Here is a 24225-nt window from a genome sequence, read left to right as displayed (position 1 = left end):
CAGTATGGTGGTCCAATGCGAACCATGCTGAGGAAGGCCCCGGGCCGCCTGTCGAAATTCGACCGCAAACTGGTGCGCGCCGTCTCCAATCTGCCGGGAGGAGGCCATGATGACTTCTTCCGCCGTCTGTCCGCCGCCGCCAACAAGGGCAAACTTTGGTTCGGCGTTGCCGGAGCCCTGGCCCTGGTGCCCGGTAAGACGCGCAGGGCAGCGGTGCACGGACTCATTGCGCAAGGCGCTGCCTCGGCAGTCACCAACGTCGTGTTCAAGACCCTCCTGCCCCGGGCCCGCCCCCTGCCCGAACACCTTCCGGTCTTCCGCTTCGTGAACCCGCAGCCGACGAGTTCGTCGATGCCGTCGGGACACTCCGCCTCCGCGGTGGCTTTCGCTCTCGGGGTCGGCATGGTCCGCCCGGTCCTCGGTGCGGCGCTGGCCCCCGTCGCGGCCGGAGTGGCCTACTCCCGGGTCCACACCGGGGCCCACTGGCCCTCGGATGTGCTGTTCGGGTCCGCGATCGGCGCCGGCGCGGCCATGGTGACGCGGAAGTGGTGGCCTGTCCGACCGCCGTTCCCGGAAACCCGCCGCGGCGCCGCCCCGGCCGCGGAACTCCCGGACGGCCAGGGGCTCGGCATCGCGGTCAACACCCTTGGCGGGTCCTATGCTGACGAGACTGTCGACGCCCTGCAAAAAGTATTCCCTAAAGCGTATATAAAGGAAATCGGGCCGGGTGAGTCCGTCGACGCGGGCATCGCCCAGGTCGCGACCCGGCCGGGCATTGCGGCCCTGGGCGTCTGGGGCGGCGACGGAACCGTGGGCGCCGCGGCGGCCGCCGCCGTCGAACGTACCCTCCCGCTGGTGGTGCTCCCCGGCGGAACGCTGAACCATTTCGCCCGCGACGCCGGCACCCCCACCCTGGCGGACGCCGTGCAGGCGGCGTCGCGCGGCGAGGCCGCCGTGGCCGACGTCGGCCACGTGAGTGTCGAGCGCGGGCTCCCCGACAGCCCGGAGCAGCTCGAGCTGATCATGCTCAACACGGCCAGCATCGGCCTCTACCCGAACCTGGTCCGCCGGCGGGAGCAGCTCCAGCCGGCACTGGGCAAACCCCTGGCCGGAGTGGTGGCCATGTTCCGGACCTTCGCAGCCGGCACCCCCACCACGCTGATCGTCAACGGGGTGCGGCACCGGCTGTGGATCCTGTACATCGGCCGCGGCCGCTATTACCCCCGCGACCACGCGCCGCTGGTGCGTCCGGTACTCGCGGACGGTGTCCTGGACCTGCGGATGATCACTGCCGATGAGCCGTTCGCCCGGTTGCGCCTGCTCTGGGCCGTGCTCACGGGCACCGTGGCCACGTCCGGGATCACCCATCTGAGCGAAACGGACCGGATCACGGTGGAACCCGGGAACGGGCCCATGGTCCTCGCCGTCGACGGAGAGGTCATGCCCGGGGTGCGGCGGGTGGAATTCACGGTCCGCCCCGGCGCGCTGACCTACTACTCGCCCCTCGGCTGAACCCCGTCATCCAAACCCGTCATCCAACCCCTGTCATCCTCCCGGACTACCCTGATTAGCCCCTGAATCATCCCTGAGACCGGCGAAATACGCAGCTTGCCTCGGTAGCGTGGTGTGCAGACGGGCCCGTGACTGCGGTGCCCCGGATCATCTCCCGCTACGCAAAGGAACGCTTCCATGATCGAAGCACGAGGCCTGACCAAGGTTTACGGCGACAAGACCGCCGTCGCCGGCGTCAACTTCACCGTCGAAGCCGGCCGGGTCACCGGCTTCCTGGGTCCGAACGGGGCCGGAAAATCCACCACCATGCGCATGATCATGGGGCTGGACCGGCCGACGTCGGGCTCGGTGACCGTCAACGGGTTCCCGCTGACCGGGCACGCCGCCCCGCTGCGCGACGTCGGCGCGCTGCTCGATGCCAAGGCAGTCCACACGAGCCGCTCCGCCTACAACCACCTGCTGGCCATGGCGGCGACCCACAGCATCCCGAAGAAACGGGTCCACGAAGTCATTGAGATGACGGGACTGGCCGAGGTGGCCAGGAAGAAGGTCGGCGGCTTCTCGCTCGGCATGGGCCAGCGGCTGGGCATCGCCGCCGCCCTCCTGGGCGACCCGCAGACCGTCATCCTGGACGAGCCCGTCAACGGCCTTGACCCGGAGGGGGTGGTGTGGGTCCGCAACCTGGTGAAGTACCTGGCCTCCGAGGGCCGCACGGTCTTCCTTTCCAGCCACCTCATGAGCGAGATGGCCGTCACGGCGGACCACCTGATCGTGATCGGCCGCGGGAGGATCATTGCGGACGCCCCGATCCAGGAGATCATCACCGGCAAGGGCCAGGGCCGGACGCGGGTCCGCACCGACCAGCCGGACCGGCTCATGCAGCTGCTGGCCGGGACCGGGGTCTCGGTGGAGGTCCAGGAGCGCGAACTCCTCGAAGTCACAGGCCTGGACCCGCGCCAGATCGCCACTGCGGCGCTGGAGAACCACGTCATGATCTACGAACTCACCCCGCTGCAGGCCAGCCTCGAGGAGGCCTACATGGAACTGACCAAGGATGAGGTCGAATACCACTCGCTGATCACCACGGGCGCCGTTCCCGTCGAAGCCGGAGGCAACTAAGCCATGAGCTCCACAACCGTTGAATCCACGCCCTCGCGCCGCGGCGCCGACGCACAGAGGTCCGGAAACGGCAGCAGTTCCGGTCCCGGCCCCAGCTTCCTGCGGGTCCTCAACTCCGAATTCATCAAGTTCCGCACCCTGCTCTCCACTCTGATCCTGCTTGGCTCCACAGTGGTGGTCATGGTGGGGTTCGGGGCGCTTTCGGCCTGGGGGACGGGCCAGTTCTCCGAGGCCGCGGCCCGGGACCCGGAGGTCGGCGCCAGGCTCGCGGCCCAGGGCGGCGACATCGCCGTCAGCGTGCCCACCTCCGGCATCGCGTTCGCCCAGCTGATCCTGGGCTCCCTCGGCGTGCTGCTGATGAGCTCCGAGTTCACCACGGGCATGGCCCGGTCCACGTTCGCGGCGGTGCCCAAACGCATCCCCGCCTTCGCGGCCAAGCTCGTGGTGGTGGTGGTGACCTCCTTCGTCGTCACCGCCGCATCCACCCTGGCCGCCGGATTTGTATCCGTGCCGATCCTGGACAACTACGGCCTGGGCCTGGACCTGGGCAGCCCGCAGTCGGTCAAGCTGCTCCTTGTCAACAGCATTTACGTGGCGGCGGCCGCGGCCATCGGCATGGCGCTGGGCACGCTGATCCGCAACTCGGCGGGCGGCATCATGAGCCTGGTGGGACTGTTCTTCGTGGCACCCATCGCGTTCCAGCTCATTCCGGGCGACTTCTTCGTGGAGGCCCGCAAATACCTGCCCGGCAACACCGTGGATCCGCTGACCGCGGTGGAGCACATCCCGGACACCCTCGAAGCCTGGCAGGCGGCCCTGGTGCTGGGCGCCTGGGTTGTCATCCCGGTGCTCCTGGCCGCCGTCCTGCTCAAGAGGCGGGACGTCTAGGCCGGCGCCACGGGCAGCGTCCAAGCCCTTCAGCATCTAGGCTCAGAGCATGATCGATGCGGTACCTGTCAGGGACGCGCCGGCCGGACCGGCCGACGCGTCCCTTGCTGAACTCACGGCCCGCCGCCGCGGCCGGCTCCGGCGCTACCTGCTGGCCAATCCTCGGGTCATGGACGTCCTGGTGGTGCTCTGCTACCTGGTCCTGGTCACGCCCACGGCGGTCGAATCGGTCATCCACGGCGACTGGCCGGTGGCCGTGTTGCTCGCCGCGGCCGCGCCGGTCCTGCTCTTCCGGCGGGCGTATCCGGTGCGGGTGGCGGCTGTTGTGGGGGCCCTGGAACTGGCGGTCACCTTCCTGCATCCCTGGGGGTCCAATGTCTCCGCCGGGCTCTGGTTTTCGCTGTACGCCGTCGCCGTCGTCCGCACCCGGCGGTTCGCCCTAGCCGCCCTGGCCCTGACCACCGTCCCGCTGCTGCTCCTGTACTTCCTGCTGGCCGTCGGCCCGCTGGACGGCCGGCTCCCGGACATGGCCGTCCGCACACCGGAGAATTTCCAGCTGCTGACGGGCATCGCGGCGGGCATCGGCATCGCGCTCTCGAATGTGATCGCCACGGGGATCGGGATCTCGGTGCGGCAGCGGCGCGAGCACGAGCACGAGATCGCGGCCTGGGCCGCCCGGGCCCAGCAGCTGGGCTCGGTCACGGAACGGAACCGGATCGCGCGCGAAATGCACGACGTCGTGGCGCACTCGCTGACGGTCATGATCAGCCTGTCGGACGGCGCCGCCGTCGTGGTCAAGAAGGATCCGGAGCGCGCCGCCGGCGTCCTGGCCGAACTCTCCCGGACCGGACGCACCGCGCTGGCCGACATGCGGCGCGTCCTTGGCGTGCTGCGCGAGGACGCCGCCACGGGACATGCCCCGCGCGAGCCGCTGGTGGCCGGGGGCAGCCTGGCCAAACTGCTCGAGGGCTTCCGCACCGCGGGACTGCCGCTGCACTACACGCACACCGGCCCGTCCCTGCCCGACGATGCGGCGTTCCAGCTGACCGTCTACAGAATTGTGCAGGAGTCGCTGACCAACGTGCTGCGCTACGGCCGCGCGCTCAGCCGGGTGGAGGTCAGCATTGTCCGGAACGGCTCCCGCGTCACCATTGAAGTGCTCGACGACGGCAGGGGCACCGTTGACCCGGGGGCTCCCGGGACCGGCGCGCAGGCGAAGCCTGACACACTGGACTCCTTCGGCACCGGGCATGGAATCGCCGGGATGCGGGAGCGGGCCAGGATCTACGCTGGCACCGTGTACGCCGGGCGCGCCGGTGACCGCGGCTGGCGCGTGCACGCGGAACTGAACTGCAACGGCGAGAATGCCATGGAATCAAGGGGGAACAATGTCCGACAACACGCCGGTACGCGTCCTGCTGGTGGATGACCAGCCGCTGCTTCGGATGGGTTTCCGCCTCATCCTGGAGGGTGAAGACGATTTGTGCATCGTGGGCGAGGCGTCCAACGGCGCCGAAGCGGTCCGCCACGTCCGGGAGCTCGCGCCCGACGTCGTCCTGATGGATGTGCGGATGCCGGTGCTGGACGGGATCGAGGCCACCCGGGCGATCGCCGCCTCGGGCTCCGACGCCAAAATCATTATCCTGACCACCTTTGACCTCGATGAATACGCCTTTGCAGCACTGCGGGCAGGGGCCTCTGCGTTCCTGCTCAAGGACGTGGCGCCGGCAGAACTGGTCAGCGCGGTGCGGGTGGTGGCCAGCGGCGACGCCGTGGTGGCACCCCGTGTTACGCAGCGACTGCTGGAGACCTATGTCCGTGGTGCCGGCGGCCTGGATCCTGCAGGGACAGGCGGCGCCGGCGGTCAGCAGGCCGGCGGCCCCGCACGCCCGGCGCGGGATCCGTTGCTGGAAGACCTGACGCCCCGCGAAAACGAGATGCTCGGGGCGATGGCGGAGGGACTCTCCAATGCCGAAATCGCGCACCGATACTTCCTGTCCGAGGCCACCGTCAAGACGCATGTGCGCCGGATCCTGACCAAGCTCCACCTCCGCGACCGCGTCCAGGCCGTGGTGTACGCATATGAGACCGGCCTCGTGGTGCCAAGCAACGCGGACTACTGACCGCCGCCGCCCTGCCGCCGCAAGGCAGGTTACCGGCAGGTAGTACCTGAAGCAGTGGTTTCAGGCACATTGCCGAATTGCCCGTGAGGCAACTTTGGTTGACCCTATGGCCCTCGCGTTGGGTGATGGCCCGGTCTGACCCGCCGTCATTTGTGGGACTGCACAAGACGGACGGTCCGCCGCGCGGTCTAGTGTGAAACGACATTGTGGTCCGCCGCACAGCATGGATTCGATTCCGTGCCGGCATCGAGCGGGCCTGAACCCCCCACGAAGGACGGCGCTTCCATGCCCGCTGACCAGCAGCTTTCAAAATCCCTGAAACCCAGGCATCTGTCCATGATTGCCATCGCCGGAGTGATCGGCGCCGGACTGTTTGTCGGTTCGGGTGCGGCGATCCAGCAGGCCGGCCCCGGCATCCTGGTTGCGTACGCCGCGGCGGGACTCGTCGTCATCCTCGTCATGCGGATGCTGGGCGAGATGGCCGCGGCCAACCCGGAAACCGGCTCATTTTCCACCTACGCGGACAAGGCGCTGGGCCGCTGGGCCGGGTTCAGCATCGGCTGGCTCTACGCATGGTTCTGGATCATTGTCCTCGGCATCGAGGCAACGGCTGGGGCAGCGATCATGCACCGCTGGGTCCCCGGCATTGACCAGTGGGTGTGGGCGCTTGCCCTGATGGTGCTGCTGACGCTGACCAACCTCGGGTCCGTTAAGTCGTTCGGCGAGTTCGAGTTCTGGTTCGCTTCCATCAAGGTCGCGGCAATCGTGCTCTTCCTGCTCTTCGGCGTCGCCGCGATCCTGGGCCTCATCCCCGGCGTTCCGGCGCCCGGCCTGGACAACCTGATCGGCAACGGCGGGTTCATGCCCAACGGCCCCGGCGCCGTCCTGGCCGGCATCCTCGTGGTGGTGTTCTCGTTCTTCGGCGCGGAAATTGCCACCATTGCCGCCGGCGAATCCGAGAACCCGGTCGATGCCGTCAAGAAGGCCGTGAAGTCCACTGTCTGGCGCATCCTCGTGTTCTACATCGGCTCCATCGCCATTGTGGTCACCCTGCTGCCCTGGAACTCCGCTTCCGTCGCCAAGAGCCCCTACGTCGCGGTCATTGAGCTGTTCGGCATCCCCGGCGCCGGAACCATCATGGACATTGTGGTGCTGACCTCGGTGCTCTCCTGCCTGAACTCCGGGCTCTACACCGCCAGCCGCATGCTGTTCTCGCTGTCCCGCCGCGGCGACGCCCCCAAGTCGTGGATGCGGATTTCCAAGCGCGGCGTGCCCGCCGCCGCGGTACTGGCCTCCACCGTGGTCGGCTTCGTCACCGTCGGACTGAACTACGTCGCCCCGGACACGGTCTTCCTGTTCCTGGTCAACACCTCCGGCGCCATCGCGCTGTTCGTGTGGCTCGTCATCGCGACCTCCCAGCTGATCCTGCGCCGCCGCATGGGCGCCGCCGCCAAGGACCTCCAGCTGAAAATGTGGCTCTTCCCGTACCTGACCTGGGTGTCGATCGTGAGCATCGTGGCCCTGCTGATCGGCATGGTGATCCTGGAAACCACGCGGGAATCGCTGCTGCTCTCGCTGGCTCTCGCCGCCGTCGTCGTGGGGATCGGCGTCATCCGCTACCGCAGGAACGGTGCCAAGGCCGCTGTTCCCGCAACAGGTGCCGGCGAGGCTCCTGCCGGTGACGCCACCCCGGTTGACGCCGAGCCTGGCGCTGAAGACGCCACAGTGGGCGCCCGCCCGGTGTCGTAGCCCCGGAAGGCTCCCGCGGCCGTCCCGCACCACCGGACATGCCCTCCCCCTGCGCCCACCACTGGACATAGCGCCATCATGTCCACTGCCCGGCGCGAGGGGAGGGCATGTCCATGCGTGCCGGGGCACAGCCGCGCCCCGGGCCGAGGGGAGGGCATGTCCACGTGTGCCGGGGCACAGCCGCGTCACAGGAAGGGACTAGCCAGCCCATAGCGCTGCCGGGTTCGATGGGGTCATGACAAAAATGCCGCAGCCCCCGCACGAGCCGCACCCCAACCACGACCGCGGCCTGGAATTCGATCTCTCCACCCTCGTCAGCCGCCGATCGCTGGGCATGTTCCTCGGCGCGGGAACGGCCGCAGCCCTTGCGGCCTGCAGCCCGGGCGGCACCAGCGGCACCAGCGGCAGTTCGACGTCGGCCGCGGGGACCTCGGCGGCAACAGCCCCGGCGCCCTCGGCCGCCTCGGCCTCGGCCTCGGCCACTCCGACGCTCACCCGGGCGATCGCCGAGTGCGGGGTCGAAATCCCGCAGGAAACCGCCGGCCCGTACCCCGGTGACGGTTCCAACGGACCCAACGTCCTCGAGGCATCCGGCGTGGTCCGTCAGGACATCACATCCAGCTTCGGGACCTCCACCAGCACAGCCGAGGGCGTACCGCTGACCGTCACGCTGACCCTTCTAGACAACGCCAACGGCTGCACCCCGCTGGCCGGTGCCGCGGTGTACGCCTGGCACTGTGACCGCGAGGGCAAATACTCCATGTACGATTCGGGGCTTCAGAACGAGAACTACCTCCGCGGCGTCCAGGAGGCCGACGCCAACGGCCAGGTCACGTTCAAGACCATCTACCCCGGCGCCTACAACGGCCGCTGGCCGCACATCCACTTCGAAGTGTTCGAGTCCATGAACAATGCGACGGCGGCCGGCCAGGTCCTGGCGGTGTCACAGATCGCGCTGACCGAGGCCGCGTGCAAGGAGGTCTACGCGTCGGCCGGGTACGAATCCAGCGCGCAGAACTTCCCCCGCACCACGCTGAAGTCCGACAACGTGTTCGGCAACGACGGCGGCATCTACCAGCTGGCCACCATCACCGGCTCGGTGGCCGCGGGCTACGCCGCCGGTCTCAACGTCACCGTCTAGGCGCGGCGTCGCCCGGCACCGCGGCCCCCGGGGCCCGTGCGTGCCGGGCTAGACTCGGAGCCATGCCCACACCGAGCACTGCCGCAGAGCACATCCAGGACCTCGGCGCGTACGTCAGCGCGTCGCCGTCGAGCTTCCACGCCGTCCACGAGGCCGCGCGCCGGCTGGACGCGGCGGGCTTCACCGGCCTGGACGAACTGCAGCCCTGGCCGGAGCCCGCGGCCGCCGCCGGCAAGTTCTACGTGATCCGCGACGGCGCCCTCATCGCCTGGGTGGTGCCGGCAGGCGCCGGACCGACCACGGGTTTCAACATCCTCGGCGCGCACACGGACTCGCCCTCCTTCAAACTCAAGCCGAAGCCCACTACCGGCAAGTTCGGCTGGCTGCAGGCCGGCGTCGAGGTCTACGGCGGACCCCTCCTGAACTCCTGGCTGGACCGCGAACTCCAGCTCGCCGGCCGGCTCGTCATGCGCGACGGCACGCAGCACCTCACGGCCACCGGCCCGCTGCTGCGCTTCCCGCAGCTCGCCATCCACCTGGACCGGGCCGTCAATGAGGGCCTGGCCCTGGACAAGCAGCAGCACATGAATCCGGTCTTTGGCCTGGGCGATCCCGCCGGCGAGGACCTGCTCGGACTCCTTGCGGACCGCGTTGCCGATGCCGAGGTGGATCCGGCGCAGATCGGCGGGTACGACGTCGTCATCGCAGACACCCAGGCCCCGGCGGTGTTCGGCGCCAGGGGCGAATTCTTCGCCTCCGGCCGGCTCGACAACCTCTCCGCGACGCACGCCGGGCTCACGGCGCTGGTGGCGCACGCCGCCACGCCCGTCCCGGACGGTGCGCCGATTGCCGTGCTGGCCGCCTTCGACCACGAGGAAATCGGCTCGGCGTCCCGGTCCGGGGCGTGCGGGCCCATCCTCGAAGATGTCCTCGTGCGGATCTCGGACGGACTCGGCGCCTCTGCAAGCCAGCGGCGGCAGGCCTTCGCGGCGTCGTTCTGCGTCTCCGCGGACGCCGGCCACGCCGTGCACCCGAACTATCCCGAGCGGCACGATCCCGCCAACCGGCCGGTCCTCAACGGTGGTCCGCTGCTGAAGATCAATGCCAACCAGCGCTATGCCACCGACGCCGCCGGCGCCGCCCTCTGGGCCCGGCTGTGCACCGACGCCGGTATTCCGTACCAGGAATTCGTCTCCAATAATGTGATGCCGTGCGGCTCGACGATCGGCCCGCTGACCGCCACGCGGCTGGGAATCCGGACGGTCGACGTCGGGGTCGCCCTGCTGTCGATGCATTCGGCGCGCGAGCTCTGCGGCGTCGAGGACCCGCACCGGCTGGCCGCGGTGACCCGGACGTTCTTCCGGACGGCGGCCTGACGCCTGGCGCCCTACGCGGCGACGCCGACTACGAGGTTGATGGTGGTTGCCAGAATGATGGTCCCAAAGAGGTAGGAGAGCAGGCTGTGCTTGAGGGCCTCGGCCCGGATGCCATGGTTCTGCAGCGCGGTGTCCGATACCTGGTACGTCATGCCCAGACTTGTGGCTAAGTAGGCGAAATCGGTGTACTGCGGCGGCCGGCTCTGGTTGAAGTCGATGCCGCCCACCCGGGAGCCTGCCCTCGTGCCCGTGCCGTAGTACAGCTCCGCGTACCGCAGTGTGAACAGCGTCTGGACCAGGGTCCAGGACAGCGCCACCGAGACTACCGCGAGCAGCCCACCGGCAATCCTGGAGAGGGTGTCAGTGTTGTTGTGCGAATCCACGATGACCGCTGCCGCCGCCGCCAGGCTGGCGGCGTTGGCGGCCAGGATAAGCAGGTCCGTCGTGCTCCGGGCCGGGTCTTCCGTTGTGGCGTGCAACCGGGTGTCCGCGGGGTCGAGGCGGCCGATAACCAGCCAGACCCAGACGACGTAGGTCAAGGCGGCGGCGCACCAGCCAATCGTGGGAGCCTGCACCCAGTGCCCTGACATTCCGGCCGCCCCGGCGGCGAGTAGCCCCAACAGCACCATGGCGGCGAAGCGGAGACGGCTGCGGCGGAGCGGTGGCGGCACGGCTGACGAGGGGTTGGTGTGCATTTTCAGATCATGGCACAGCCGATGCGCCCCCCGACTGAACGCTGGCCGTGTGGCGATTATCCACATGGCCGCCGACGCTCTTCCCGGCCACGCCGCGGGGCCGTACGGTGGAGGCACGGAATCGCGGATTCCGGCCCGCATGCACTAAGCTATTGAAGTCTGTGCTGCGCCCTGCCTCCGTTCCGGCGGCCGGGCATTGCACGACACCGCAAATGAACCTCCTGTTACGGAAATGCCGTAACCGCTTAGCCCAAAGGAGGTGGGTTCACATATGCGTCCTTACGAATTGATGGTAATCATCGACCCCGAGGTCGAAGAGCGTGCCGTTGAGCCGTCGCTTCAGAAGTTCCTGAACGTCATCACCAACGATGGTGGAACCATCGAAAAGGTTGACATCTGGGGCCGTCGTCGCCTGGCTTACGAAATCCAGAAGAAGTCCGAAGGTATCTACGCCGTGGTGAACTTCACCGCTGAGCCGGCTACCGCCAAGGAACTTGACCGCCAGCTGAGTCTCAACGAGACCATCATGCGCACCAAGATCACCCGCCCCGAAGAGCAGAAAGTTGTTGCTGAGTAATTCAGCGGCCAACCTTCAATCTTCATCCCCGCAGGAACGCACAAGGAGGCAGTAGATGGCAGGCGAAACCACTATCACGGTTATCGGTAACCTCACCAATGACCCCGAACTCAGGTTCACACCGTCCGGTTCGGCCGTAGCGAATTTCACCATCGCTTCTACTCCCCGCACCTTCGACCGGCAGTCCAATGAGTGGAAGGACGGGGAAACCCTGTTCCTCCGCGCTTCGGTCTGGCGCGAAGCAGCCGAAAACGTCGCCGAGTCCCTGACCAAGGGCATGCGCGTTATCGTCTCCGGCCGCTTGAAGAGCCGTTCCTACGAAACAAAAGAAGGCGAGAAGCGCACCGTTATCGAGCTTGAGGTCGATGAAATCGGCCCGAGCCTGCGCTACGCCAACGCCAAGGTCAACCGCACCCAGCGCTCCGGCGGTCAGGGTGGTCAGGGTGGCTTCGGCGGCGGCAACAGCGGCGGTGGATTCGGTGGCGGCCAGGGTGCAAACCAGGGCGGCAACACCGGTGGGACATGGGGCGGCAACCAGCCCGCCGCGCAGGAAGACCCGTGGGCCACGCCCGGGGTCAGCAATGCGGGCGGCGGCTGGGGCAACGGCCCGGATTCCGAACCTCCCTTCTAAACAACATCTAAGGTCCGGCAACGAAAACCGACTGGCCGCCGCAAGGCGGTCTGGTGCAGACTGCGCCGGATCACCACCATCCCGTGGATCAATATCCACGGGCTCCATCGAATAGGAGCTCCACGATGGCTAAGGCTGAACTCCGTAAGCCCAAACCAAAGTCCAACCCCTTGAAGGCCGCTGACATCACTGTCATCGACTACAAGGACGTAGCATTGCTGCGCAAGTTCATCTCCGACCGCGGAAAGATCCGCGCCCGTCGCGTCACTGGCGTCACGGTGCAGGAACAGCGCAAGATCGCCCAGGCAATCAAGAACGCCCGCGAAGTTGCTCTGCTGCCTTACTCCGGCGCTGGCCGCGGCTAAGGAAGGGATTAACTAAAATGGCAAAGCTCATTCTGACCCACGAAGTAACCGGTCTCGGTGCTGCTGGCGACGTTGTCGAGGTCAAGGACGGTTACGCACGTAACTACCTGCTGCCCCGCAACTTCGCCCTGACCTGGTCCAAGGGTGGCGAGAAGCAGGTTGAGTCCATCAAGGCTGCCCGCGTTGCCCGCGAGCACGCTTCCCTGGAAGACGCTCAGAAGCAGGCTGCTGCACTCTCCGCCAAGCCGGTCAAGCTGGTCGTCAAGGCTGGCGCAACCGGACGCCTGTTCGGCACTGTCAAGCAGGGCGACGTGGCCGACGCTGTTGAGGCCGCAGGCCTGGGCCGCATCGACAAGCGCAAGGTTGAACTGCCGGCACACATCAAGTCGACCGGTTCCTACCAGGCAAACGTCCGTCTGCACGACGACGTTTCCGCTGTGATCGAACTCGACGTAGTCGCAGGCAAGTAGCCCTCACCGGCTGCAGTCTGAACTGCTGGAAGGCCCCCGCCTCCGGACCTCTCTGAGGACCGAAGGCGGGGGCCTTCTGCTTTAACCCCAACACGAGGTCACTTGCGGTCCATGTTGGACGGCGTCATGGGCCGTAGGTGACCCCGCGTTGCTTTGGCGGGGCGGATCCCCTTAGGCGTGGTGCAGCGCCGTGGTGACATGCCGGTAGCCGAGCCGGACGAGTTCGGTGAGCACGGCCTCGTCGACGTCGTCGAGCTTGTTGACGTACAGGCAGCCGGCGCCGAGCTTGTGCCTGCCCAGCCTGCCGAGGAGTTCGGCGGCCTCCGGTCCATATGTCAGGCCGTAGAGCGACAGGCTGGATTTCCTGGGGGAGAAGCCCACCGCCGCGGCATCGCCCTCCCTGCCGCTCGCGTACTTGTAGTGGTAGCGGCCGAAGCCCACAATCGTCGGACCCCACATTTGCGCCGGTTCGCCCGTTATTTCGGACATCAGTGCCAGCAGGCGGAACCCGTCGGCGCGCCGGACCGGATGCTCGACGGCGGCCAGGAACTCCTGAACCGACGCGCCGGTTGCCTGCGTTTTGTTTTCTGCCATGAGGGCAGTCTTGCAGAGCGCGACATTCCTGTCAGGCGGGGAGGGTGGCCGGGAATAAATCCCCTATCCCGCCGCTTCTAAAGGTAGATGCAAACGCATGTAGTCGCGTTGCTGACCAGGATTCAACTTAGGAGCACTCCGTGGAAACCCGCCGTATCACCGTTATCTCCGCCGGACTCGGCGTCCCCTCCTCAAGCCGCCTGCTCGCGGACCAGCTGGCGGCCTCGGCCGAGCGGCAGCTTGCCGCGGCCGGCTACGCCGTGGACATCGAGGTCCTGGAGTTGCGGGACCTCGCCGTGGACATCGCCAACAACTTTGTAACCGGGTATGCGGCTCCGCGGCTCGCCGAAGTGATTGCCGGCGTCGAGGCCTCTGATGGCCTGATCGCCGTCAGCCCCGTGTTCAGCGCGTCCTACAGCGGGCTTTTCAAGTCCTTCATCGACGTGCTCGATCCTAAGGCGTTCGAAGGCAAGGCTGTGCTGATCGGGGCCACCGCCGGCACGGACCGGCACCAGATGGTGCTGGACTTCGCGATGCGGCCGCTGTTCACCTACCTGCGCACCCGGATCGCCGCCACCGCGGTTTTCGCCGGGCCGCAGGACTGGGGAAACAACGACGACGGCGGCTCGCCACTGTCGGTGCGCGTGGACCGGGCGGCGGGGGAGTTTGTCGCCCTGCTGCAGGACTCAGGGCCGCAGCAGAAGCCGGTCGCGCTGGAGTCCCTGCCGTTTGAGCAGCTGCTGGCCGGGATCGCTGCCCAGCGGTAGGTCTGCCCGGCGCAGGGCTTCCGGGCCTGCAGCGCCGTCCGAACCTTTTCGGCCGCCCGCTCGTTGTCCGGGACATGAAGTGTCCCGTGGATTCTATTGACCTGATCATGAGTGAACGCAGCGGCGTGGAGATTGACTATTGCCCCCAATGCCGCGGAGTGTGGCTGGACCGGGGAGAGCTGGACAAGATCATTGACCGTGCGGCGGAGTCGTTGGGCCCGGCAGCCGGCGTCCCCGCTAAACCACTGCCGCCGGCAGCGATGCCACCTGCGGCGTTTTCACCTGCTGAGTTTTCACCTGCGTCGTTTTCACCTGCGGCGGGCGGCCACATTCCGCCGCCGCTGTACAACCTCGACCCGCGCCGGGACGACCGGCGTCCGGATGACGGCAGCTATGACGAGCGCCGGTACGATGACCGCCGCGACCGTCCGCGTCCCGACCAGTCCAGGTATGAGCAGCCGCGTTACGATGACCGCCGTCGTCCGAAGAAGAAGGAAGGCTGGCTGGGGGACTTGTTCGACTTCTAGCCCTGCCGGGCCCCGGCCGTGCCGGTGGCCCGGAGCCGGCGCGGGCCCCGCGGGGCTCAGTCGCCAAGCAGTGCGATGAATTCCCGGGCCTGTTTCATGGAAATATCCGAGTGGCGGGTCAGGGCGGTCGCTGCGGCCTCGGTGTCGCCGCTCTTGGCCAGGGTGCGGATCCTCCCGTAGATCTCATCATTGAGCATGTTGCTGCTCACCTCGCGGGTGACATCGCCCTTGCTGGCGATCGCGCGGTAGCGGTACGAGAACCGCTGGGGCACGTCGTCGTCGTCCGGAACGGCCGCCGGCGCCGGCTCAGGGGCGCGGAAGGGCTGGGGGTGAGCTGCCAGCGCCGCGACGGCATCGCGGGAGGCCCGGAGGCCCTCGCCTGTGGCCTCGAGGTAGACCTTGATGGCGGTCATGGCCTGCCCCTGCGCGATCAGCGCGTAGAGCTGCCGGTGCTGGTCCTCGGTGAGCCTGGCGGCCGCCGTCCGGGCCAGCTCCGCGGAGTTGGGGTCCGGCTGCGGCGCTGGTGCCGGCATGGTGCGTTCGCCGCGGCGGCTCCACGCCCGTATCGCCAGCAGTACGGCGGCGGCCACGAGCACCAGGATCAGTACGGGAATGAGCAGGGAGTCCATGTGCTAGAGCCGATCTACGTAATTCTTTGCGGTCTTCAGGTCCGAGCGCGTCGATTGCCGCAGCAGCCGGACGGCCTTCGTCTTGTGGCCGTCGTGGGCCAGCGACTGTAGCTGCAAGAGGAGCTGTGGGCTCAGGTGTCCAATGGCGGACAACGCATCCTGGTGGCCGGAGCTGTCCCGGCCCAAAAGGGCGGAGCGGGCGTGGTCGGCCTGCTGCGATTGCTGCTGGGAGTTCTGGCTGGGGCGCGTGGTAGCTTCAATCCGGGCGCGGGAGGCCTCGGCAGCCCGGACCTGTGCCGCGTAGTGGGCCTGGGACTTGAGCGCCAGTTCCTGCTGGTAACGCTCGGCATCTGAGATGCCGTGGTTCCGCGGCTTCAACGCCGTGACCGCCGCCCAGAGCACCGCCGCGAGGATGAGGGCAGGCAACATGACTATCAGTACATCGCCCATGATTAGAGCTTATGCCAGATTGCGGTTATCCACAGCATGTTCCGCACCTCGCTTACAGTGCGCCGCTGCTGGCGTCAATTCGGCTCGGCGGGAATGAATCCGGTCACAAAATGTGCGTATCGGGCGGCAAATGTGGCCTCCTGTGCCGCATCGTATCCCCAGCTCCAAGGTGCAGGCTGTGGATGAAGCTTGGCGGAAATTGTTTTGTGTCCACAAGATGAATGCAACATTTCCGCAGGTCAAGCGCTGATTACAGGCTTAACTTTTTTTCTATCCACAGCTCTACCCACAGACTGTGCACAAGCATCAGGCACTAGTGCACAGGTTATCCACAGGGCAGCGGAGCGGCCGGGTTGGTGCCTGCCCCGGCGGCGGATAACGTAGCAGGATATCGGGCGTGGGAAGCGGAAAAACCTGCGGTCGCCGGATGGTGCCCACCAGGACACCGGCTCCGGGATCCGGCGCCCTGCGGCCGCACCAGCACTGTGGATAACGGCGGTTGCTGCTCCGGCGCGAACTGTCGGAGCTGACTGGTAAGAATAGAGCGGCCGGCATGTGCCGGGTTTTGCCGCCCGCATCACAGCAGTTCGGAATCACAGCAGTTCGGCAACACAGCAGGTACGCATCACAGCTCCGCAATGACAACAGTTCGGCATCACGGCCGTTGAGCACCGCAGCGGCTGGGCGTTGACCCGCCGGGATACGGCGCTTGGCTGTAAAGCACTGGGTACGAGGGCATTGGGCATAAGGCGCAGTGCTTACGCGCCGCGGCGAACGGACATCCGCCACGGCACACAATGAAGGACGGCAGTTTTGTCAGTTACGCATCTGGACTCAGTCGAGGGTACGCGGGGAGCCGAGGGCAGCCGCAAGCCTCCGCAGGACATCCCCGCGGAGCAGTCAGTCCTGGGCGGCATGATGCTGTCCAAGGACGCCATCGCCGACGTCGTCGAGATCCTGCGTGGCCAGGACTTCTACCGTCCGGCGCACGAAACCATCTACGAGGCCATCATCGACCTCTATGGCCGCGGCGAGCCCGCGGACGCCGTGACCGTCTCGGACGAGCTGACCAAGCGCGGCGAAATCAACAGGATCGGCGGACCCGCCTACCTGCACGAACTCATCCAGACCGTCCCCACGGCGGCCAACGCCGGTTACTACGCTGAAATCGTGGGCGAACGCGCGGTGCTGCGCCGCCTGGTCAACGCCGGCACCAAGATCGTCCAGCTCGGCTACGGACAGGACGGCGAGGTCGAAGACCTGGTCAACCAGGCCCAGGCCGAGGTCTACGCCGTCGCCGAACGCCGGACCGCCGAGGACTATGTGGTCCTCAAGGACGTCATGGAATCCACCGTGGACGAGATCGAGGCCTCCGGCCACCGCGGCGAGGGCATGGTGGGTGTACCCACCGGCTTCTACGAGCTCGATGAACTCACCCACGGCCTGCATCCCGGCCAGATGATCGTCATCGCCGCCCGCCCGGCCGTCGGCAAGTCCACGTTCGCGCTGGACTTCGCCCGCTCGGCCGCCATCAAGAACAACCTTGCGACCGTCATGTTTTCCCTCGAAATGGGCCGCAACGAGATCGCCATGCGCCTGCTGTCCGCCGAGGCCACGATCGGTCTCCAGGACCTCCGCAAGGGCACCATCAAGGACGAACAGTGGTCCAAGATTGCCACCACCATGGGCCGGATGAACGATGCGCCGCTGTTCATCGATGACAGCCCCAACATGTCGCTGATGGAGATCCGGGCCAAGTGCCGGCGCCTGAAGCAGCAGCATGACCTCAAGCTGGTGATCCTGGACTACCTGCAGCTCATGAGCTCGGGCAAGAAAGTGGAATCCCGCCAGCAGGAAGTCTCCGAGTTCTCCCGTGCCCTGAAGCTCCTGGCCAAGGAACTCCAGGTGCCGGTGATCGCGCTGTCGCAGCTGAACCGTGGCTCCGAGCAGCGCCAGGACAAGCGCCCCATGGTCTCGGACCTGCGCGAATCCGGCTCCATCGAGCAGGATGCCGACATGGTGATCCTGCTGCACCGCGAAGACGTCTATGACAAGGAGTCCCCGCGCGCGGGCGAGGCGGACATCCTGATCGCCAAGCACCGTAACGGCCCCACAAAAGACATTGTGGTGGCTTTTCAGGGCCACTACTCGCGGTTTGCCAACATGGCCGCCGACGCCGGCGGTGGCGGCGGCTTCTAGCCCCGCCCCGCTAGTGGTCGCGGGCCGCGAGCAGGTGGTTGGGCAGCCGGTTCCCCGGGGCCCGGCCGCGGATTTCCAGCAGTTCGCGGGCGTGGGCGTGCAGCCGGATATCTTCCGCTGACACCGGCACCCACTGCGGAATCGGGACCGAGGTGCCGGTCTCGTCGCGGGCGACCATGACCGTCAGGCAGTACGTGGTCAGGTTCAGCTCGCGCCCCTTGGGGTCTCCGGAGCGGACGTGGACGGCGATGTGCATGCCCTTGGTGCCGGTGTAGACCAGACGGGCCTCCACCTCTACGACGTGGCCGATCAGCAGCGGCCGGTAGAACCGCACACCGCCGGAGAATACGGCCACGGTGTCCTTGCCGCAGTAGCGGGAGGCGCAGACATAGGCAGCCTCGTCGATCCACTTCATGACGATGCCGCCGTGCACCTTGCCGCCCCAGTTCACGTCCGTGGGCGCGGCCATGAACCGCAGCACCACGCGCTCGGCCGTGCCGGCGTCGGTATATTCCTGTCCGCTCATGGCCTCCACGATGTCCTCGCGGACCTTGATTCGGGCCAGCGCGTGGTCCCGCTGTTCGATTTCGTCCGGCGTCTCAGGGACGAACTGCGGCACCGGTATGGGCTTGCCGTCCGCGCCCACGGCAACGAAGATCACGATGCACTGGCTGCGCATGGTGGCGGGGCCGCCCTTCGGATCGCCCGAGGACACCACGGTGCGGATATGCATCGAGGACCGCCCGGTGTACACGATCGTGGCCTCGACCTCCACCATGTCGCCACTGTTGACCGGGTCCGCGAAGTGGATGTTCCCCACGTAGGCCGTCACGCAGTAGGACTTTGCCCAGCCGACGGCGGCGGCATAGGCCGCCTTGTCCACCCACTCGAGCACGGTGCCGGCGTCGACCGAGCCGCTGTGGCCGACATCGGTGGGGGCCGCCAGGAAGCGCAGGGTCACGGAATTGGGCGCGTTCTCGCTCATAATGCGAGTTTACTGATTGGCCCGGCAGGCGCGGCCGGCCAGCGACACAATCGCTCTCCTGCAGGCCACAACCACGCCATAACCACGCCATAACCCGGAGACACACGACGGCGGGCGGCCACCAAAAGGTGACCGCCCGCCGTCGCGCTCCAGGCCGTGAGCCATGCCGTGGATGCCTTAGGCCAGGACGCGGAGCTTCGAGTCGGCGCGGCCGAAGAGGGCGCGGTCGGCGGAGAACTTGCCGGCACCGACGAGGGCCACGGCTGCGGCGGCGGCCGCCAGGATCAGGACGAGTTCATAGCCGCCGGTTGCGACGAAGACGCCGGCGGAGGCGTGGACCATGAACAGGGCGCCGAGCATGTCCAGTGCGAGGAGGACCGCAAACACGCGGGTGAGCACGCCCAGGATCAGCGCGACACCGCCGACGAGCTCGAGGGTCGCGACGACGGGAGCCACCGCCTGGGCTGCCGGAACACCCATCTGGGTGAAGGCGGCCTGGGTGCCTGCGATCGTGAATTCGTTGAACTTCTGCCAGCCGTGGGCGGCGAAAAGGAAGCCGGCGATGACGCGCAGGATGGTTCGGGCGGAGGTGGTCAGGGCGGGCTGGTTCATGGGAAATACCGTTTCGTAAGTAGGGGGCGGCGCGGCTCTCAGCCGCCGCGGCTTCGGTTGCGTTCAAGATCCAGTCTTCCGGATATTTAGTTGAAATGTCAACTAAATGACGCGCTGGGTCGATTCAACGGCCCGGCTAGGGTTAACGCGTGCAACCTTCCCCGCAGCTGTCCACCGCCCCGCCGCCGACTACCGGGCAGCGCCGGGAAATCCTGCGCCTGGCAGTGCCGGCTTTCGGCGCCCTGATCGCCGAGCCGCTGTTCCTGCTCGCGGATTCGGCCATTGTGGGCCATCTCGGCGTGGCCGAACTGGCCGGCGTCGGGCTGGCATCGGCGGTCCTGCACACGGCAGTCGGACTGATGGTGTTCCTCGCGTACTCCACCACCCCGGCAGTGGCGCGGGCCATCGGCAACGGCCAGCTGGCCAAAGCCCTCGCCGCCGGGCGCGACGGCATCTGGTTGGCTTTGCTGCTCGGACTCGTCCTTGCGGTCGCCGGGTTCCTGGCCGCGGGCCCGCTCCTGGACCTGATGGGCGCCGACGGCGAGGTGCATGCCTTTGCCGTGGACTATGTGCGCGGGTCCATGCCCGGCCTCGTGGCGATGCTGCTCATCTTCGCGGGCACCGGGGTGCTGCGCGGACTCCAGGACACCCGGACCCCGCTGATCGTCGCCGCTGCGGGTTTCACGCTGAACATCGCGCTGAACCTGGTCCTCGTCTACGGGTTGGGCTGGTCCGTGACCGGCTCGGCCGTGGGCACGAGCATCGCGCAGTGGGCCATGGCGGCCGTCTATGTGCTGATCGTCCGGCGCAACGCCCGCAACCACGGGGTGTCCCTGCGGCCGGACTGGCGTGGCATCCGGGCCCTGACCGGGGTGGGTTCCTGGCTGATGCTGCGCACACTCAGCCTGCGGATCGCGATTCTCGCCACGGTGGTGGTGGTCACCGCCCAGGGGCCGGTCAATCTCGCCGCGCATCAGCTGGCCATGACCGTCTTCACGTTCTTCGCTTTCGCCCTCGACGCCCTCGCGATCGCGGCCCAGGCCTTGATCGGCAAGGAACTCGGCGCGGCCCGGCCGGTGGCGGCACGAGCGCTGACGCGCACCATGACCCGGTGGGGGGTCGGCTTCGGCGTCCTGACCGGAATCCTTCTGGCAGCCGCGGCACCGTGGGCGGGCGCCCTCTTCACACCCGACGCCGAAGTCCGGGCGGCACTCACCCTCGCCCTCTGGGTGCTCGCCGCCGGGCAGCCGCTGGCCGGGTACGTCTTCGTCCTTGACGGCGTCCTCATCGGCGCGGGCGACGCCCGCTACCTGGCGATCGCCGGCGTCGTCAACCTCGCTGCCTACCTGCCGCTGCTGCTGGCCGTGCTGTATTCCGGCGCCGGTGCCGGCGCGGGATTGCTCTGGCTGTGGGCCGCGTTCTCACTCGGCTACATGGCGGCGCGGGCGCTGACGCTGGGCCTCCGGGCCAGGACGGACCGGTGGATGGTGCTCGGCGCGCGGTGAGTTCGGGCTGGGTACGTGCCAAGCACTAAACTGGACGGGTGACTCTTCCCGCAGCGCCTGACGCGACCCCTGCCATCCGCGCCGCGGCCGACCTCTTCAAGCCCGTGCTTGTCAGGGCGGCCGTCGCGCTCGTGTTTGGCGCGGTCACCGTGTTCTGGGCGGCGCCGCCAGAATCGGGCATGGGCTGGGCCGGCGGCCTCTACCTGCTGGCCACCGGTGTGGTGATGATCTGGACCGTACCCAAGACCGGATTCCCCCCGCGGGAAGGCGCTGGCAGAGTCCTTTCCGCCGGCGGGGCAGCCCTGGCCGGAGCCGGCGCGGCCGTGGCCCTGATCCCCGCCCCGCTCGTCTTCGGAACCATCGCGGCCCTGGGCCTGGGCGTGGCCGGCGCCGCGGAGCTGTTCGCGGGCATTCGTGGCCGCGGCCGGTCCGTGCTGGCCCGTGACTGGATCGCCTCCGGCGTGATCGGACTGGGCACTGCGATCGCGCTGCCGTTCTTCATCGGCCTCGGCCCGCATGCCCTCCTCGGGGTTGCCGGCGGCGGGGCCATCATCAGCGGCGTCCTGTGGATGTTGTCCGGACTGACCCTGCGCCATGATGCTCCGGGCGATTCCGCGGAGGCCGTAAACTAGTACCGACAGGTTCTACCCGGCGTAGAACAATCGCGGTAACAAGACAGCCACGCTATTTGCGCGGGCTGCAGGAGGAAAACACCTTGGCACAGCAGAAACCCGGAGCGCCCCGCAGCCTGCGGACCTCGGTCAAGGGACCGCTCATGTTCTCCGCGTTCTGGGCCGTGGTGGTTTTCTTCGGCGTCCTGATCTTCGCTTCGGGCGGCAGCGCCCGCTCGCCCCGGTTCGATCTGGCGCTCATCGGCGCCGGCATCGCCTTTATTGTGATCCTGGTGGTGGCCGCCATGCTGGCCATGAGCCACAAGGAGAATCCCGCTGACCTGGGGAAGGGTTCCGGCGTCAACCTCAGTTCCAAACGCACGCCCTCCGGCCATGGCGGCCCGTCAGCGCAGCCCCGGCCCGAGGCCGGCCCCGGCGATTCCCGTGACAGCGGCCCGCAGGCCTAGCAACGAGGCCTGGCAGCGTGGCCCCACGGTGAGGCCCGACAGGCCGGCCTGACAGCGGGGCCCGACACCGCGGGCCCCTCCCGCCGGCACCTTCGGCGTCAGGACGCGGCTTTCCGGGCCCGGTACGCGGCCACGTGCGCGCGGTTGGCACAGTTTCCCGTGTCGCAGTAGCGCTTCGAACGGTTGCGGCTCAGGTCCAGCACGACGGCGTCGCAGTCGTCCGCGGCGCACACCAGCAGGCGGTCCATTTCCTTGCTGCGGATCACGTCCACGATCGCCATGGCCGCCTCCGTGCTCATCCGGTCGGCCAGCGGCGCCTCCGGGGTGGTGGCGTGCAGGTGCCAGTCCCAGGGTTCGTGCTTGACCAGCTGGGGCAGCGCCCGGGCCTCCCGGAGCAGCCGGTTCACAGTTCCCGCGGCTGCCGACTCCTCGGCCTGCCAGAGCTCGGCGAGCTCGCCGCGGAGCCGCCGCACGCTGGCCAGCTCGGCCCCGTCCCGGGTGCGGGAACCGGTGAAGCCCTCGGCCTCCAGGAAGGCATCCAGATCCCTGACTGTGGCCAAATGTTCCTCACCGTTGGCCGCGGTGTTGATGAGGTTGACCACAGAACGCAGGGCAACTTCCGTGTCAGGGGCAAAAACCATCTTGACTCCTTACCTTGCCGGGGCGTAATGTCATGAGCATAACCCTACTTTACTCCTGACAGGAGAATGCCCGTGTCTGCCCCCCAGCGCCCCGTCGCCACACCGGTCCGAGACCTAGCCGCCCAGCGGTCTGCCTCCGAACCGGGCGGCACCCCGCAGGGAAGCAAACTCGAAGGCAAACGGGGAGGCAAGCAGGCCGCCAGGCAGAGCACCACGCGGGCCGCCGCACCATCCGGGTTCATGGCATCGGGCCTGGGCGTCGCCCTGTTTTCGTCCGCGGTATTCGGGCTCTCCGGATCATTCGCCAAGGCGCTCCTGGAAACGGGCTGGACTCCCGGGGCGGCCGTCACGGCCCGGCTTACCGGTGCGGCCCTGATTCTGGCCGTCTTCGCCATTCCCTCCTTGCGCGGGCGTTGGCACCAGCTCCGGGACAACTGGCTGACCGTGCTGCTGTTCGGATTCATCGGCGTCGCCGCCTGCCAGCTGTTCTATTTCAACGCCGTATCCCGGCTCTCGGTCGGCGTCGCCCTGCTGCTGGAGTACCTGGCGCCGGTGCTGATCGTCCTCTGGCTGTGGGCCGCCAGCCGGAAACGGCCGCGGCCACTGACCATTGCCGGCACTCTCCTGTCCCTCGGCGGGCTGATCCTGGTCCTGGACCTCACCGGGGCCGTCAAAGTCGACCTCATCGGGGTGCTGTGGGGGATCGCGGCCGCGGTGTGCCTGGCCATCTATTTCTTCATCACGGCCAAGGAAAACGACACCCTGCCGCCCATCCTGCTGGCTTCCGGCGGGCTCATGGTGGGCGCCATCGTCATGTGGCTTGCCGCGGCAACCGGGCTGCTGCCGATGGCCTTCAGCACGGCCGACACCCGCCTGGGGGCCTGGGTCACCCCGTGGTGGGTGGCGCTGGGCGGCCTCGTGGTCCTGGCCACGGTGGTGGCGTACGTGTCCGGAATTGTCGCCGCCCGGGCACTCGGCTCGAAAGTCGCGTCCTTTGTCTCGCTCACCGAGGTGCTGTTCGCCGTCATCTGGGCGTGGCTGCTGCTCGGCGAACTGCCCGGACCCATCCAGCTCCTGGGCGGCCTGCTGATCGTCGGCGGGGTGGTGCTGGTCCGGCTGGACGAGCTCCGGGCCCCGTCCGGCACCGGCGCGGCAGCGCTGGACCACGCGAACGACTGCGAGCCCGTGCCGTAGTCGGTTGTCCGTTCGGCCCGGGCACCTCGTTCCCGGGCCCGAAGGAATCTCAATCGGGCGACAGCCTACAACGCGCCTAACCGTGCCTCAATCACCACAAGGCCCTTAGCATGGAGATATGTGCCGAAATATCCGGACCCTCCACAATTTTGAACCCCACGCCACCACCGCGGAGGTGGAGGCCGCCGCGTTGCAATACGTGCGCAAGATCAGCGGCAGCACCAAGCCGTCCAAGGCCAACGAGGAGGCCTTCAACCGGGCTGTGCATGAGATTGCCCATGCGACGCAACACCTCCTCGACTCCCTGGTGACCCACGCCCCGGCAAAGGACCGCGGGGAGGAAGCGGCCAAAGCCAAAGCCAGGGCTGCCATCCGCTATGGCGCGGCCTGAGGCGGGG

The 24225-nt window shown here is 67.6% G+C and carries 27 protein-coding genes; 20 read left to right on the top strand and 7 right to left on the bottom strand.

Annotated elements, in window-relative coordinates:
• Positions 1-15: 15 nt before the first annotated feature.
• The 8 genes from AC1D1A_RS06660 (at position 16) to AC1D1A_RS06625 (ending at position 9908) form a co-directional block, all read left to right on the top strand.
• On the top strand, positions 16-1512 hold the full coding sequence (locus AC1D1A_RS06660) for a phosphatase PAP2 family protein (RefSeq protein WP_476947375.1): 1497 nt from the start codon (positions 16-18) through the stop codon (positions 1510-1512).
• A gap of 177 nt (positions 1513-1689) precedes the next feature.
• Entirely contained in the window at positions 1690-2631 is a 942-nt protein-coding gene (locus tag AC1D1A_RS06655) for an ABC transporter ATP-binding protein (protein WP_476947374.1), read from the top strand.
• A 3-nt stretch (positions 2632-2634) separates the two neighbouring features.
• Complete coding sequence (locus tag AC1D1A_RS06650) at positions 2635-3519, top strand: ABC transporter permease (RefSeq protein WP_476947373.1); 885 nt, start codon at positions 2635-2637, stop codon at positions 3517-3519.
• A 49-nt stretch (positions 3520-3568) separates the two neighbouring features.
• The gene (locus AC1D1A_RS06645) at positions 3569-4948 is read left to right on the top strand and encodes a sensor histidine kinase (RefSeq protein WP_476947372.1); all 1380 of its coding nucleotides are present in this window, start codon (positions 3569-3571) and stop codon (positions 4946-4948) included.
• On the top strand, positions 4908-5642 hold the full coding sequence (locus tag AC1D1A_RS06640) for a response regulator (protein ID WP_476947371.1): 735 nt from the start codon (positions 4908-4910) through the stop codon (positions 5640-5642). The genes AC1D1A_RS06645 and AC1D1A_RS06640 overlap by 41 nt, the downstream gene beginning before the upstream one ends.
• Positions 5643-5927: 285 nt before the next feature.
• Complete coding sequence (locus tag AC1D1A_RS06635) at positions 5928-7391, top strand: amino acid permease (protein WP_476947370.1); 1464 nt, start codon at positions 5928-5930, stop codon at positions 7389-7391.
• A gap of 244 nt (positions 7392-7635) precedes the next feature.
• A complete protein-coding gene (locus tag AC1D1A_RS06630) occupies positions 7636-8532 on the top strand; it encodes an intradiol ring-cleavage dioxygenase (RefSeq protein WP_476859686.1) in 897 nt (298 codons plus the stop codon).
• Positions 8533-8594: 62 nt separating this feature from the next.
• On the top strand, positions 8595-9908 hold the full coding sequence (locus AC1D1A_RS06625; RefSeq protein WP_223914897.1) for a M18 family aminopeptidase: 1314 nt from the start codon (positions 8595-8597) through the stop codon (positions 9906-9908).
• An 11-nt stretch (positions 9909-9919) separates the two neighbouring features.
• On the opposite strand, the gene AC1D1A_RS06620 is transcribed toward AC1D1A_RS06625, so the two are convergent.
• The gene (locus tag AC1D1A_RS06620; RefSeq protein WP_223914898.1) at positions 9920-10603 is read right to left on the bottom strand and encodes a DUF1345 domain-containing protein; all 684 of its coding nucleotides are present in this window, start codon (positions 10601-10603) and stop codon (positions 9920-9922) included.
• Between the two features lie 271 nt (positions 10604-10874).
• Between AC1D1A_RS06620 and rpsF the strand changes: the two genes are divergently transcribed.
• From rpsF to rplI, 4 genes are all read left to right on the top strand, one after another.
• Entirely contained in the window at positions 10875-11180 is a 306-nt protein-coding gene (gene rpsF / locus AC1D1A_RS06615) for a 30S ribosomal protein S6 (protein WP_026266755.1), read from the top strand.
• Positions 11181-11235: 55 nt separating this feature from the next.
• Complete coding sequence (locus tag AC1D1A_RS06610) at positions 11236-11811, top strand: single-stranded DNA-binding protein (protein ID WP_018775330.1); 576 nt, start codon at positions 11236-11238, stop codon at positions 11809-11811.
• 125 nt (positions 11812-11936) lie between these two features.
• Positions 11937-12176, top strand: a complete 240-nt coding sequence (gene rpsR / locus AC1D1A_RS06605; RefSeq protein ID WP_003800144.1) for a 30S ribosomal protein S18 — start codon at positions 11937-11939, stop codon at positions 12174-12176.
• Positions 12177-12193: 17 nt separating this feature from the next.
• Positions 12194-12646 carry a 50S ribosomal protein L9 gene (gene rplI, locus AC1D1A_RS06600; RefSeq protein ID WP_018775331.1) on the top strand — a complete coding sequence of 151 codons (453 nt, stop codon included), beginning with the start codon at positions 12194-12196 and terminating at the stop codon, positions 12644-12646.
• A gap of 171 nt (positions 12647-12817) precedes the next feature.
• On the opposite strand, the gene AC1D1A_RS06595 is transcribed toward rplI, so the two are convergent.
• Positions 12818-13240 carry a DUF1801 domain-containing protein gene (locus AC1D1A_RS06595; RefSeq protein WP_230009171.1) on the bottom strand — a complete coding sequence of 141 codons (423 nt, stop codon included), beginning with the start codon at positions 13238-13240 and terminating at the stop codon, positions 12818-12820.
• 140 nt (positions 13241-13380) lie between these two features.
• On the opposite strand from AC1D1A_RS06595, the gene AC1D1A_RS06590 reads away from it, so the two are divergent.
• Entirely contained in the window at positions 13381-14007 is a 627-nt protein-coding gene (locus AC1D1A_RS06590; protein ID WP_476947369.1) for an FMN reductase, read from the top strand.
• 74 nt (positions 14008-14081) lie between these two features.
• On the top strand, positions 14082-14534 hold the full coding sequence (locus AC1D1A_RS06585) for a TFIIB-type zinc ribbon-containing protein (protein WP_476947368.1): 453 nt from the start codon (positions 14082-14084) through the stop codon (positions 14532-14534).
• 56 nt (positions 14535-14590) lie between these two features.
• Here the strand turns inward: AC1D1A_RS06585 and AC1D1A_RS06580 are convergent, their stop codons facing one another.
• Positions 14591-15163, bottom strand: a complete 573-nt coding sequence (locus tag AC1D1A_RS06580; protein ID WP_476859629.1) for a hypothetical protein — start codon at positions 15161-15163, stop codon at positions 14591-14593.
• A 3-nt stretch (positions 15164-15166) separates the two neighbouring features.
• On the bottom strand, positions 15167-15613 hold the full coding sequence (locus AC1D1A_RS06575; protein ID WP_476850679.1) for a hypothetical protein: 447 nt from the start codon (positions 15611-15613) through the stop codon (positions 15167-15169).
• Between the two features lie 813 nt (positions 15614-16426).
• Here AC1D1A_RS06575 and dnaB point away from each other — a divergent pair.
• Positions 16427-17812 (top strand): replicative DNA helicase, encoded by a 1386-nt coding sequence (gene dnaB, locus AC1D1A_RS06570; protein WP_018775337.1) that lies wholly within the window; start codon positions 16427-16429, stop codon positions 17810-17812.
• Positions 17813-17822: 10 nt separating this feature from the next.
• Here the strand turns inward: dnaB and AC1D1A_RS06565 are convergent, their stop codons facing one another.
• The gene (locus AC1D1A_RS06565) at positions 17823-18797 is read right to left on the bottom strand and encodes an acyl-CoA thioesterase (protein ID WP_476947367.1); all 975 of its coding nucleotides are present in this window, start codon (positions 18795-18797) and stop codon (positions 17823-17825) included.
• Between the two features lie 177 nt (positions 18798-18974).
• Positions 18975-19409 (bottom strand): DoxX family protein, encoded by a 435-nt coding sequence (locus AC1D1A_RS06560; RefSeq protein ID WP_028277632.1) that lies wholly within the window; start codon positions 19407-19409, stop codon positions 18975-18977.
• A gap of 149 nt (positions 19410-19558) precedes the next feature.
• Here AC1D1A_RS06560 and AC1D1A_RS06555 point away from each other — a divergent pair, with 149 nt between their 5' ends.
• From AC1D1A_RS06555 to AC1D1A_RS06545, 3 genes are all read left to right on the top strand, one after another.
• Positions 19559-20914, top strand: coding sequence for an MATE family efflux transporter (locus AC1D1A_RS06555; protein ID WP_476947366.1), 1356 nt, complete (start codon positions 19559-19561; stop codon positions 20912-20914).
• Positions 20915-20952: 38 nt separating this feature from the next.
• Complete coding sequence (locus tag AC1D1A_RS06550) at positions 20953-21546, top strand: hypothetical protein (RefSeq protein WP_028277630.1); 594 nt, start codon at positions 20953-20955, stop codon at positions 21544-21546.
• 83 nt (positions 21547-21629) lie between these two features.
• Complete coding sequence (locus tag AC1D1A_RS06545) at positions 21630-21992, top strand: hypothetical protein (RefSeq protein ID WP_476870326.1); 363 nt, start codon at positions 21630-21632, stop codon at positions 21990-21992.
• A gap of 98 nt (positions 21993-22090) precedes the next feature.
• Here the strand turns inward: AC1D1A_RS06545 and AC1D1A_RS06540 are convergent, their stop codons facing one another.
• A complete protein-coding gene (locus AC1D1A_RS06540) occupies positions 22091-22633 on the bottom strand; it encodes a CGNR zinc finger domain-containing protein (RefSeq protein ID WP_230007185.1) in 543 nt (180 codons plus the stop codon).
• Positions 22634-22873: 240 nt separating this feature from the next.
• Here AC1D1A_RS06540 and AC1D1A_RS06535 point away from each other — a divergent pair, with 240 nt between their 5' ends.
• Both AC1D1A_RS06535 and AC1D1A_RS06530 read left to right on the top strand, forming a co-directional pair.
• Complete coding sequence (locus AC1D1A_RS06535; RefSeq protein WP_476947421.1) at positions 22874-23827, top strand: EamA family transporter; 954 nt, start codon at positions 22874-22876, stop codon at positions 23825-23827.
• Between the two features lie 118 nt (positions 23828-23945).
• Entirely contained in the window at positions 23946-24218 is a 273-nt protein-coding gene (locus tag AC1D1A_RS06530; RefSeq protein WP_028277626.1) for a DUF2277 domain-containing protein, read from the top strand.
• The last annotated feature ends 7 nt before the right edge of the window (positions 24219-24225 follow it).

It is taken from the genome of Arthrobacter sp. P1_B9, from assembly GCF_056406495.1.
This window is presented reverse-complemented; position numbering and strand designations above follow the sequence as displayed.